This window comes from Actinomadura sp. WAC 06369 (genome assembly GCF_003947565.1).
Classification (GTDB): domain Bacteria; phylum Actinomycetota; class Actinomycetes; order Streptosporangiales; family Streptosporangiaceae; genus Spirillospora; species Spirillospora rifamycini.
This window is the reverse complement of sequence record NZ_QHJN01000221.1, coordinates 1-11,136: the sequence shown is the minus strand read 5'-3', so window position 1 is coordinate 11,136 and position 11,136 is coordinate 1. Positions and strand designations below refer to the sequence as shown.

The 11,136-nt window shown below is 74.8% G+C and carries 14 protein-coding genes; 6 read left to right on the top strand and 8 right to left on the bottom strand.

Going from position 1 to position 11,136, the window contains the following annotated elements:
- On the top strand, positions 1–1,176 hold a 1,176-nt coding region (locus DMH08_RS35865; protein ID WP_148108632.1), incomplete at its 5' end, for a DUF4132 domain-containing protein.
- 78 nt (positions 1,177–1,254) lie between these two features.
- Here DMH08_RS35865 and DMH08_RS35860 read toward each other — a convergent pair.
- On the bottom strand, positions 1,255–1,455 hold the full coding sequence (locus DMH08_RS35860) for a DUF397 domain-containing protein (protein WP_034519383.1): 201 nt from the start codon (positions 1,453–1,455) through the stop codon (positions 1,255–1,257).
- 217 nt (positions 1,456–1,672) lie between these two features.
- On the opposite strand from DMH08_RS35860, the gene DMH08_RS35855 reads away from it, so the two are divergent.
- Positions 1,673–2,269, top strand: a complete 597-nt coding sequence (locus tag DMH08_RS35855; protein ID WP_026403841.1) for a hypothetical protein — start codon at positions 1,673–1,675, stop codon at positions 2,267–2,269.
- Here DMH08_RS35855 and DMH08_RS35850 read toward each other — a convergent pair.
- On the bottom strand, positions 2,266–2,910 hold the full coding sequence (locus DMH08_RS35850; protein ID WP_026403840.1) for a TetR/AcrR family transcriptional regulator: 645 nt from the start codon (positions 2,908–2,910) through the stop codon (positions 2,266–2,268). The genes DMH08_RS35855 and DMH08_RS35850 overlap by 4 nt on opposite strands.
- A 62-nt stretch (positions 2,911–2,972) precedes the next feature.
- Between DMH08_RS35850 and DMH08_RS35845 the strand changes: the two genes are divergently transcribed.
- The 3 genes from DMH08_RS35845 to DMH08_RS35835 are packed head-to-tail and all read left to right on the top strand — an operon-like array spanning position 2,973 to position 5,536.
- A complete protein-coding gene (locus DMH08_RS35845) occupies positions 2,973–3,605 on the top strand; it encodes a class I SAM-dependent methyltransferase (protein ID WP_199748164.1) in 633 nt (210 codons plus the stop codon).
- A gap of 46 nt (positions 3,606–3,651) precedes the next feature.
- Positions 3,652–4,254, top strand: a complete 603-nt coding sequence (locus DMH08_RS35840) for a TetR/AcrR family transcriptional regulator (RefSeq protein WP_125620593.1) — start codon at positions 3,652–3,654, stop codon at positions 4,252–4,254.
- Positions 4,247–5,536, top strand: coding sequence for a glycosyltransferase (locus DMH08_RS35835; RefSeq protein ID WP_158642453.1), 1,290 nt, complete (start codon positions 4,247–4,249; stop codon positions 5,534–5,536). The genes DMH08_RS35840 and DMH08_RS35835 overlap by 8 nt, the downstream gene beginning before the upstream one ends.
- Here the strand turns inward: DMH08_RS35835 and DMH08_RS35830 are convergent.
- Positions 5,524–5,946, bottom strand: a complete 423-nt coding sequence (locus tag DMH08_RS35830) for a hypothetical protein (RefSeq protein WP_125620589.1) — start codon at positions 5,944–5,946, stop codon at positions 5,524–5,526. The two genes, DMH08_RS35835 and DMH08_RS35830, sit on opposite strands and share 13 nt — an antisense overlap.
- A gap of 89 nt (positions 5,947–6,035) precedes the next feature.
- On the opposite strand from DMH08_RS35830, the gene DMH08_RS35825 reads away from it, so the two are divergent.
- Positions 6,036–6,521 (top strand): helix-turn-helix domain-containing protein, encoded by a 486-nt coding sequence (locus DMH08_RS35825; protein ID WP_125620587.1) that lies wholly within the window; start codon positions 6,036–6,038, stop codon positions 6,519–6,521.
- A gap of 19 nt (positions 6,522–6,540) precedes the next feature.
- Here the strand turns inward: DMH08_RS35825 and DMH08_RS35820 are convergent, their stop codons facing one another.
- The 5 genes from DMH08_RS35820 to DMH08_RS35800 all read right to left on the bottom strand — a co-directional run bounded on the left by DMH08_RS35820 (position 6,541) and on the right by DMH08_RS35800 (position 10,980).
- Positions 6,541–7,263 carry a DUF6082 family protein gene (locus DMH08_RS35820; RefSeq protein ID WP_125620585.1) on the bottom strand — a complete coding sequence of 241 codons (723 nt, stop codon included), beginning with the start codon at positions 7,261–7,263 and terminating at the stop codon, positions 6,541–6,543.
- 14 nt (positions 7,264–7,277) lie between these two features.
- Entirely contained in the window at positions 7,278–7,883 is a 606-nt protein-coding gene (locus DMH08_RS35815) for a DUF6879 family protein (RefSeq protein WP_125620583.1), read from the bottom strand.
- The gene (locus tag DMH08_RS35810) at positions 7,876–8,145 is read right to left on the bottom strand and encodes a hypothetical protein (protein WP_026403837.1); all 270 of its coding nucleotides are present in this window, start codon (positions 8,143–8,145) and stop codon (positions 7,876–7,878) included. The genes DMH08_RS35815 and DMH08_RS35810 overlap by 8 nt, the downstream gene beginning before the upstream one ends.
- 259 nt (positions 8,146–8,404) lie before the next feature.
- On the bottom strand, positions 8,405–8,617 hold the full coding sequence (locus tag DMH08_RS35805; protein ID WP_034519377.1) for a hypothetical protein: 213 nt from the start codon (positions 8,615–8,617) through the stop codon (positions 8,405–8,407).
- Positions 8,614–10,980, bottom strand: coding sequence for a sialidase family protein (locus DMH08_RS35800; RefSeq protein ID WP_125620582.1), 2,367 nt, complete (start codon positions 10,978–10,980; stop codon positions 8,614–8,616). Before DMH08_RS35800 ends, DMH08_RS35805 begins: the two co-directional genes overlap by 4 nt.
- Positions 10,981–11,136 lie beyond the last annotated feature (156 nt).

The window sequence follows — 11,136 nt, the reverse complement described above, 5'->3', positions numbered from 1 at the left end:
GCGTGGGCGCTGGCGCAGCTCGGCCTCATCGGGGACGACACGACGGTGCGGCGGATCAGCCCGCTGATCAAGCGCTGGCCGGGCGAGGGCGCCGCCTCCCGGGCGGCCGCCGCGCTGGACGTCCTCGCCGGCATCGGCTCCGACGTCGCCCTCACCCACCTGTTCGAGCTGACCCGCCGGGGCAAGTACAAGGGGCTCAAGGCCCGCGCGGCCCGGAAGATCGACGAGATCGCCGCCGCGCGCGGCATGACCGCCGAGGCCCTCGCCGACCGCGCCGTCCCGGACTTCGGCCTGGACGACCGGGGCGAGCTCGTCCTCGACTACGGCCCGCGCCGGTTCACCGTGACGTTCGACGAGCAGCTCGCCCCCCTCGTCGTCGAACCGGGCGGGAAGGCGCGCAAGAGCGCGCCGAAGCCCGGCCCGAAGGACGACCCGGCGCTCGCCCCCGCCGCGCACGCCCTGTTCACCGGCCTCAGGAAGGACCTGCGGACGATCGCCGGGCAGGAGATCGCGCGCCTCGAGACCGCGATGGTCGAGCGGCGGAGCTGGACGCCCGGCGACTTCCGCGCCCTGTTCGTCGAGCACCCGCTGCTCGGGCACATCGCCCGCCGGCTCGTGTGGATCACCGGCGGCGGCACCGCCTTCCGCGTCGCCGAGGACCGCACCTGCGCCGACGTCCGCGACGACCCGTTCGTCCCCGCGCCCGGCGACCGCGTCGGCATCGCCCACCCGGTCCTGCTGGACGATCTCGACGCCTGGGCCGACCTGTTCGCCGACTACGAGATCCTGCAGCCTTTCGACCAGCTCGGACGTCCCGTCCACCGGCTCACGGACGCCGAGCGCGCTTCGAGCGCCCTCAGCCGGGTGGAGGGGCTCGTGCTGCCCTACGGGAAGGCGAAGGGGCACTCGCAGGGCCGCTGGAACGCGCCGTCCCCCGACGGCGACTCGTCGGGCGCCTGGATGGCCCGCCGCGACCCCGCGGGCCTGTACGTCGTCGCGAACCTGAGCCCCGGCCTGGACGCGTACATGTACGGCGAGGGGCACGACCAGCGGATCCGCGCGCTGTGGGCGGGCCCCGCACCGGCGGCCGAGCCGGCGGACGCCGTCCCCCTCGGCGAGGTCGACCCGGTCACGATGAGCGAGGCCGTCCACGACCTGACCCGCAGCGCTCTCTGAACCATCGCGGCCCGGACGGGTGGGCGGGACCTTCGGGCCGCCCGCCCGCCCGTCCGTCCGTCCGTCCGGGAGGGGCGGCTAGCCGGGTAGCGCGCCGTCCTGGGCGCGGGCCGCGCGTAGGGCGGCGCGCAGGACGGCGGGGGGCAGGAGCAGGACGGGGCCGTCCGGGTCCTTGCTGTCGCGGACACCGACGGCGCCGGGGAGCGCGGCCAGTTCGACGCAGTTGCCGTTCGCGCCGCTGCGGGAGCTCTTTCGCCAGGTCACACCGCTCTGGTCCATGATCCGTGCCTGCCCTTCCGGGGGTATCGGGGGAACGGTTCGTGAACATGAACTTCCCTCAAGACACGCATTCATGCAGGATGAGAGCCATGTTCTCGGCCTGATTTCCCCCGGACGGGGGAGCGGGCTCCCTCCGGCGGGTGGCGATGGCGGCCGGGCCCGGTTGCGATCGTCGACGCGGAGCGGGCACCGGGCCCGCCCGACCGGAGGACCGACGATGACCGCCCCGACCGATCCGCCCGCGCCCCGTCCGCCAGCAAGCACCGGACGGCTGCGCGCCGCGTGGCGGGCCGCGCACGCCCCCGCCGCCGGAGTGCCCCGCTGGGCGCGGATCGCCGCCCTCGCCGTCCCGCTCGTCGTCCTGCCGTCCGGCCTCTGGCGCCTCCCGATCGCGTTCGGCTACGACCACGGGATGGGCGCCGAGGCCGGGATCGGCGAGCGCGTGTACATCGTCCTGCTGTCGATCGTCTCGGAGCTGCTCGCGTTCACCGCCGTGGGCCTGGTCGCCTCCTGGGGCGAGCGGTTCCCCCGCTGGATCCCGGTGCTGGGCGGCAGGAACGTGCCGCCGATGGCCGCCGTCGTGCCCGCGTCCCTCGGCGCGGCCGTCCTGACGGTGCTGTGGACGCACGCCTTCATCGGGCAGCTCGAGGGCCGCACCCTCCAGGGCGGGCGGCTGCCCGCGAACTTCCCCTCCGAGCAGGGCGCCGTGGAGGCCGCGATCTTCTACCTGGCCTACACGCCGCTCCTGCTGTGGGGGCCGCTGCTCGCCGCCGTCACCTTCGCCTACCACCGCCGCCGCCGGGCCGCCCGTTAACCGTTCGTGGGGCCGGCGCAGAGCTGGGCGGCGAGAGTCTCGTACGCCCACGCCGCCCACGCGTCCGGAGACCAGCCGCGGTCGTGCACGAAGAGCCGGTACAGCTCGGGGCTGAGCAGGCCGAACAGCAGGTCGGCCGCCGTCGCGACGGAGACGCCGGGCCGGAACCCCGGCTTGCCGGCGAGCGCTTCGGCGGCGGCGCGGTGCACGGTGAAACGCGGGTCGGGCCCCTTGGGCCACTGCGCCGCGATCTCCGGGTCGGTCGCCGCGGCGGCCCCGATCAGCGGCAGGATCGGGGCGATCCGGCCGAGGATCCCCCGGGTGCCGTCCACGTGCGCCCGCAGCTGCGCGTCCGCCGTGGGCGCGGCGCACGCGTCCCGGAACCACGCGCGGTCCATGGTGGCGACCGGCTCGGCGTCCCCGGCGACGGCCGTGTCGACGACGCCCTTGAACAGCGTCCGCTTGTTCGAGAAGACGTAGTAGACGGTCTGCACGGCCACGCCCGCGCGGTCCGCGACCTCCTGCAGGCTCGTCGCCCCGTACCCCTGCGCGACGAACAGCTCCCGCGCCGCCTCGATGACCTTCTCCCGGGTGCGGCGCGACCGCTCCGCCCGTCCGTCCGGACGCTTGACCACATCCATGGTGCGAGCCTATATCTAGAGTGCGTCACTAAAGTTCAACTCTAAAAACATGGAGGTGTGCCGTGACGGACGAAGGGGAAGCGGCCGCGCGATCGGACCTGGAGCGTGCCCAGGAGGAGGCCGTCCGCCGCGAGCTGGAGGGGTTCTACGCCGCCGGCAGGCCGCCGTGGGACTCGGGCGTGACGCCGCCCGAGCTGGTCGCCCTGGTGGAGGGGGACGCCGCGCCGCCGCCCGGCCGCGCCCTCGAACTCGGCTGCGGAACCGGGACGAACGCCGTGTACCTCGCGCGCCGCGGCTGGGAGGTCGTCGCCGTGGACCTGATCGACGGCGCCGTCCGGCAGGCGCGGGAGAAGGCGGCCGCCGCGGGGGTGCCCGTGCGGGTCCTGCGCGGGGACGCCACCCGGCTCGACGACCTCGACGTGCCGGGCCCGTTCGACCTGTTCTTCGACCTGAGCTGCTACTGCGGCGTCCCGCCGCACCGCCGCGCCGCCTACGCCGCCGGACTCTCCCGCCGCGCCGCCCCCGGCGCGCGCCTGCTGATGTTCGGCTACGGCCCCGAGGCGTTCGACGACCCCGTCTCCGGTGTCACCGCCGACGAACTGCGCGCCCGGTTCACCGGCTGGACGCTCACCGAGGTCGTGCCTGGCACGAACGACGTGCCCACCTTCTGGTTCGCCCTCCGCCGCGACGGATGACCACTTTCATTTGACTCCTCCCTCAAATGAATATAGTTCTTACTCCATGGAAAGCGCAGGGAGGCGCCCGTACCGCATGGGCGCCCGCGCCGCGGCGCTGGAGGCCACGCGGACGCGGATCATGGACGCCGCGATGCGGTTGTGGACGCGGCACTGGTACGACGACGTGACGCTGCAGCACATCGCCGACGAAGCGGGCGTGTCGGTGCAGACCGTCGTCAACCACTTCGACGGCAAGGACGGGCTCACCGAGGCCGTCGCCGACCTCGTGGCGTCGCAGACGGCGGTCGTCCGGCGGGCCCCGGCCGGCGACGTGGACGCCATCGTCGCCGTGCTGTTCGACGACTACGAGCGGCACGGCGACGCCAACGCGCGGTGGACCGCCCAGATCGACCGCGTGCCCGCGATCGCCCGCGCGGCCGCGCACGCGCGCGTCCAGCACCGGGCGTGGCTGGAGGAGGTCTTCGCCGACCGCCTCCCGGCCGGCGGCCCCGACCGCGAGCATGCGCTCGCCCTGCACTACGCCGCCACGGACGTCTACCTGTGGAAGCTGTGGCGGCGCGACCTCGGGCTGTCGCGCCGGGACGCCGAACGCGCCATGCGGGACCTGGTGGTCTCGATCGACCCGCGAAAGGGAGACGATGGGTAAGAAAGTCCTGTTCGCCCTGTGGGCGGGCGGCGGCGCCGTGCCGCCGGCCCTGTCGATCGTCCGCGCGCTCCGCGAACGGGGCCACGGCGTCCGGGTGCTGGCCGACCGGTCGCTGCACGGCGAGGTCGCGGCCGCCGGCGGCGAGCCCGTCGCCTGGACGACCGCGCCCCAGGGCGACACGTCCGACCCGGACGCCGACGTCATCAAGGACTTCGAGGCCCGAACGCCGCTGGGCGAGTTCGCGCGGCTGCGGGACCGCATCGTCTGCGGCCCCGCCGCCGACTACGCCCGCGACACGCTCGCCGAACTGCGCGCCCGTCCCGCCGACGTGCTGGTCGCCGAGCACGTCCTGCTCGGGGCCCTCACCGCCGGTGAGGCCGCCGGCGTCCCGGTGGCCTCGCTCGTCACGACGATCTACCCGCTGCCCGCCGAGGGGGCGCCGCCGTTCGGCCCGGCCTTCGCGCCCGCCGCCGGCCCCCTCGGCCGCGCCCGGGACCGGATCGCGGGCGGGCTGATGGTCAAGCCGTGGGCGAAGGGGCTGCCCGCGCTCAACGCCGCGCGCGCCGCGAGCGGCCTCGCGCCGGTCGACTCGGTCGTCGACGCGTTCGGCCGCGCCGACCGGTGCCTCGTCCTGTCCCCGCGCGCGCTGGACTACCCCGGACGGCGCTTCCCCGGCAACGTCCGCCACGTCGGCCCGCGGCTCGACGACCCCGCCTGGGCGGGGGACGAGCCGGAACTCCCGCCGGGCGACGCGCCGCTGGCGCTCGTCGGCCTGAGCTCGTCCTTCATGAACCAGCGGCGGCCGCTCGAGCGCATCGCCGCGGCCCTCGGCACGCTGCCGGTGCGGGGCCTGCTGACGACCGGGCCCGCCGTGGACCCGCGCACGATCCGCGCCCCCGGCAACGTCCTGGTGGTCAAGGCGGCCCCGCACGGCCCGGTGCTCCGCCGGGCGGCGGTGACGATCACCCACGCGGGGCACGGGACGGCCGTCAAGTCGCTGGCCGCCGGGGTGCCGCTCGTGTGCCTCCCGCAGGGCCGCGACCAGCGGGAGGTCGCACGGCACGTCGAGCACGCCGGCGCGGGGGTCACCGTGCGCGGCAACGCCTCGCCCCGCGCGATCGCCCGCGCGGTCGGCCGCGTCCTCGACGACCCCGCCCCGAGGCGCGCGGCCGGGCGCATGGCCGCCGCGATCGCCGCCGAGACGGCCGCCGACGCGGCGGTCGCCGAGATCGAGGCCCTCGCCGGGCGGACGCCCGCCTCCGCGGCGGGCTACGCCCCGTAGTCGTACGCCATCAGCGCGGCCACGGCGACCAGGAGCACGGCGAGCAGGAACCCGCAGATCCACGCCGTCGCGAGCACGTCGGTCTTCACCTCGGCGCCCGGCTCCCGCCGCTGCGCCGTGTACGTCCTGGACAGCCGCCCGCGCACCGGGAGGAGCGCGACCGGGATCGACACGAACGCGACGCTGTACAGGAACAGGATCCGGTCCCCGGAGTCCGGCCGCAGCAGGCTCGCCCACAGGACGACCGCGGCGAACAGCGGCGTCAGGATGTGGAAGAGCTTCATGTTCGGCCGGGTCTCCCGCTCCGGCATCGGAAGCCCCGTGACGAACACGTGCATGCCCGCCATGAAGGAGGCCGTCGCCACGATCGCGATCAGCGCCCAGCCCGTCTCGGATATCGAGAACAACATGTGATTCGTCCCCCGCCGCTCCGACGGACGATCTTAGCGCCCGGCGCGTGTCCTTGGCTGACGAGGAAGGATGTGGTCAACTCTAGTCGTTGAGCGTTCGAGACGGGGAGGACCTGACGATGCCGAACGAGACGGGGGCCGGAGGCGTGGCGCCGGGGGCGGCGCTCGCGGAGAAGGTCGAATGGCTCATCCGCCACCAGTGGCCCGCCTCCGCCGGACCCCCGCGCAACAACGTCGAGACCGCGGCCGCGATCGCCCGCGCCACCGGCGAGGACATCTCCTCCACGACCGTGTGGAAGCTCCGCACCGGCCGCCAGGAGAACCCACAGCTCAAAACCCTCACCGCGCTCGCCACCTTCTTCGGCGTGCCGATCGGCTACTTCGGCTTCCCGGTCGAGGCCGCGCCCATCGAGGAGGACCTCACCTTCAAGGCGCTGCGGCGCGAGGTCGAGCACGGCGCCATCCCCGCCGAGGTGCTGCGCGCGCTCGTGGACCTCTCGGACGACGCACGCTGGCTCGTCCACGAGATGATCCTCGGCGCCGCCGCCGCCGACCGCCGCCGCACCCCCGACTGACCCCCCGTCTCGACGCGGCTCAGCGGCGCGGCCGCCGACCGGTCCGCCGACCGACGGCCCGACGCACGACGGGAGCCATCGCGAGGGCCCCGGCCGCCGCGGCGCCCGCGAGCAGCCCCCAAGGCCGCCGCCGCGCCCGCTCGGGCGCCGGAGCGGGCGCCCGCCGGTACTCCTCGTCCAGGATCTGATGGAAGCGCCGGGCCCGCTTGGACTCGGAGGTACTGAGCCGGACCTCCCGGGCCTCCCGCCAGAACGCGCGTCCCGGCCGGCCGCTGAACATCTCCCGCGAGATCGCCCGCAACCTCACCTCAGGCAGCGCCTTGGTCTCGAAGGACATCTGCCACTCGGAGATGATCATGTTGATGTACATGAGCTGACGCCGCGCCCTGCGGTCCTCGCCCTCCGGCACCGGTCCCCACGCCTCGTCCAGGTCCGGGTCGTCCATCGCCATCTTGAGCAACTCGGCGATCGCCACACGGCGCGCCTCCTCGCGGGCGATCTTCGTTTCCCGCGCCTGGAAAATGAGGGTGGCGACGATGCCGACCAGCGCGAATGCGGCCACGAGCGCGGACGCGGCGCCGTACGTCTGGCCGATGAAGCTCAACCGTTCCCACCGGGAGGTAGGGCCGTCGAATGCGCGCAGGAACCAGGGGGACGCGCCGATGAGACCGATCACCACAATGGCGAGCAGCGTCACGTTGATTTTCGTGACCCTGCGCCGGTCGAAACGAACGGAAGGCATCTGAGAACGATAGTTCACACGGCGGGTGCCGGGAGCGGGGCCACTTCCCTTTCGAAGAAGTCCAGCAAAGGCTCACCCTTGCCGTACAGGTGCGCGATCTCCGTCGCCGCCGTGCGGATCACATGCGGAGCGGTGATGCGTTTGGCCCCGCAAGGCGTCCAATCCGGGTCATATCGGACCTGATAGAGGACGCGTTTGCCGATGACCACCAGTTCGGGCAGCGGGCCGCCGGACTCGAGCCCGGACACTTCGGCGGCCGGAAGCACGGCCAGGTCGAAGCCTTCCTCCGCCAGCATCCGCAGCGCGTACAACTCCCATTGGACGTAGGGGGTGAGGGGGCGCTCGACCACGCGGACGCGCCGGATCCTCACACCGCGCCGCTTGTTGAGCCGGGCCTCCGTGCGCACGGCGTCCCGATCGTCCTCCAGGAGGTGCAAGGAGCGCCGCCAGTCCCCGGACGCGAACGCCTGCCAACTGGGATCGTTCAACTCGCGGAAGAATTGGGACCGCTCGAGTTTCCAGATCACGTCGCCCAGATCTTCGATCTGCCGGGCGAAATCCTGGTGATAGGCCGCGTGGTCGAGTACGTCCCCCGCGATCCCGGGAATGCGGTCAAGCATCTCGGATGTCCGGCTTCGCGGCCGACAGGAGGCGCCCGGAGATGACCACGAGGCGTTCGTCCGAGCCGATGCTCACTCCCGGCGGAAGCCGATCACGGTAAGCGCCGGTGGCGTCACGTCCGATAACGGCGATGTCGCCGTTGTCCAGTTCCCAGATCTCGGGGCAGTCCTGGGTCGTGCGGCTGTCTCCGACCTCGGCGGCCGTCTTGCCCAGCCTCCGATGGAACCCCGCGCCGTGATCGGCTTCCCATGGCCTGGTCACGATGTCGCTCACTTCCGGTCGCCTGATCCAATGGAAAGTTTCTCACCCCTGCTTCGAGGCGACAAGCCCTGTCCAAATGGTCCAACCGAGGCCAAGTCGTGTGCATAAGATTGGGTTAGTGGCTACTTACCGTGCGCGGTTATATCTTGATCGGAACTTTGTGCTGGTCAGGTGGTCATGCCGATTGATCGCCCGTTGCCCGCCTCGCTCGATCCGCGGAAATGGGGGGATGGGTGGGGCCTCATCCGGCCAGGCTCGACTAGGTGGCGCCGATGTCGGTTCGGCATGCGGGGCAGTGGTGGTGCGGGCGGTCCGGGCGCGTCGTGCAGCCGCCCAGGACGGCCTCGCCGCGTTCGGCCTTCTCGGCGAGCTTCGGCCCGGGCCGGCCGTAGACGATCGGGACGAGCGCGCCGCCGCACCGCGGGCAGGCAGGGGCGTCGTTCGGCTCTTCCCGGCCCCGCTGGGACGTCACGGCAGGTCGGTGCGCCACAGGGTGGGTGTCGTGCCGTCCGTCCCGGTCGCGAGGAGTTCGTCGCCGAGGGCGGTCAGTCCGGTGAGCCGCTGGGAGCCTTCGCCGTTCAGGCCGCTCCCCTCGGGCCGCCGCACCTGCCACGACGTCCCGTCGGGCGACGTCCAGAGCGCGACGTCCGAGGTGCCCGCCGGAGTGCCCGTCAGGACGAACCCGGTGCCCGTCGCGAGCGACGCGGTGATCGACGAGGCTTGGAGGGTGCTGAACGCCCACGTCCGGCCGCCGTCCGCCGACACCCCGACGAGGTCGCCGTCGCCCGTCGCGACCAGCGTGTCCCCGCGCGCGACGACCTTCGTGAGGGCGCCCGCCGCCTGCGGGACCCGCACCGGCGTCCACGCCTTCCCGTCCGCGGACGTCCAGGCGGCCGGGGCGTTCGCGGCGCCCTCGCCGACCGCGGCGTAGCCCGACTTCGTGGCGACGACGTCGCGCATGCGGCCGTCACCGAGGTCGCCGGTGCCCTCGGTCCAGGAGGCGAGGTCGGCGGAGTGCCAGACGACGGGCGCGCCGTCGGCCGCGCCGACGACCACGTACCCCGCCGCGCCGTGCGCCGCGCCGGACAGTTCGGCCTCGCCCGCCTTCGGCGGGGCCGCCGGATTCCAGGCGGTGCCGTCGGCGGACGTGACCAGCAGCGGGGTCCCGGAGCCGCCGCCCGCGGCGACCCAGCCCTGCGGGCCGTGGGCCGCGTCGGCGAGGCGCTGCACGCCCGGGCCGGCGAGCCCGCCGCCGCCCGCGCGCGTCCACGACGCGCCGTCCCGCGTGTGCCACACCGCCGCGTCGCCCGCACCGCTGCCGATGGCGAGGGTCGTCCCGCCGGCGGAGACCAGGCGGGTCAGGGTCCGGTCGGGGGTGACGGCGCCGGGGACGGCGAGCAGGTCGATGTCGTCGTGCCGCGCGCCGGGCGCCGCGAGGTACGCGCCGTTGTCCTGCGCGCCCGCGACCAGCACGCCCTTGGGCAGCGCGGCCGTCGTCGCGGCGGCCTTGCCGCCGTCCGTGTCGAGCCGCTCCACCGACTTCCACTTCACGCCGTCGTCGCTGCGCTGCACGGCGATGCGCCCGTCGGTCAGCGGGACCAGCGCGGTCAGGCTCTCGGACGTGCCGTTCAGCGCGGCGAGCCGGTCGTAGGTGCGGCGGTCGATGGTGCTCGCGCGGGTCCAGCCCACGCCGTCCGCCGACCGGTAGAACACGGCCCGGCGCCGGTCCCCCTTCTTGCCCTCGCGGGCCGCGAAGAAGCCGCCGGGCCCGTTCGTCAGCGCCACGACCGGCCCGTACGAGCCGTCCGCGTCGGGCACCTCGGCCCGCGTCCACGTGGCGCCGCCGTCGGCGGACCGCCACAGCTCGCCCTTCTCGGTGCGGACCACCACCGCGCCGCCGTTGGCCGCCACGTTCGCCGGCGCCCCCTCGACGGAGGCTGCGGCCCGCTGCCAGACGGCCCCGTCGGCGGACGTCCACAGCGCCGGGCGCCCGTCGTGGCCGGTGCCCGCGGCGGTGAAGCCGGTCTGCGCGGCGGTGAGGGAGGCGACCTCGTCGCCCCGCTGGAAGCCCTGCGGGGACGAGCGGTGCGTCCACGTCCGGCCGTCGGCGCTCGTCCACACGGCCACGCCCGCCGGACCGGCGCCGAGCGCCGCCCACGCCTTGCCGGACGCCGCGACGACCCGCGGGACGTCGAACGGGCTCGCCCCGCCCTCCCGCTTCACCTCCGCGACGCTCCACTGGTCGGCGCCGTCCGCCGACACGAGGATCTGGCCGCGCGGGCGGTCGACGGTCTCGCTCCCGACCGTGACCGCCGTCTCCCCGGCGACCGCGACGCCCGTGATCGCCTGCTCGTGCCCGTCGTAGAGCGCGGCCTGCACGGCGAAGACGCCGCTCGCGTCGGCCGCGCCGTCGGCGCCCGGCCCCGAACCCACGCCGGGGACGCCGTCGCCCTTCAGCAGGTACGCGACGCCGCCCGCCACGAGCGTGGCGACGGCCGCGACCGCGATCCCCGACCGCAGCCCGGGCCGGAACACGCGCTGCCCCGCCGGTCCGGGGGGCGTCGGCATGCTCTGCGGACGATCGAACGCGGGCGCCTCCCGGCCCGGCGCCGGAGGCGGCGGCTCGGGCGCCTCGCGCACGCGCGCCCGGTCCTGGGCGGGCGGCGGCGCCACCTGCGGCTTCGCGCCCAGCCACGAAGCGTTCCCGGACGCCGGCTGCGGCGCGGTGAACCGCGCGGGCGCCGCCTGCTCGCCCGTCCGGACGACCCACTGCGGCCCCGTCCCGGACGGCGCCGGATCCACGCGCGTGGCCGCCGCGTCGTCCCGTCCCTGCACGGGCGGCCCCGCCGGGGGTGCGCCCGGAGCCCGGTGCGGCCCCGACGACCCCCCGTCCGTCCTCCCCTGGACGGGCGCCCCGGGCACGCGCCGCTCCGCGTCCGATCCCGGCGCCGAGTGCGGCGGGGCCGCCTGTGGGGCAGCGGGCGCGGACGG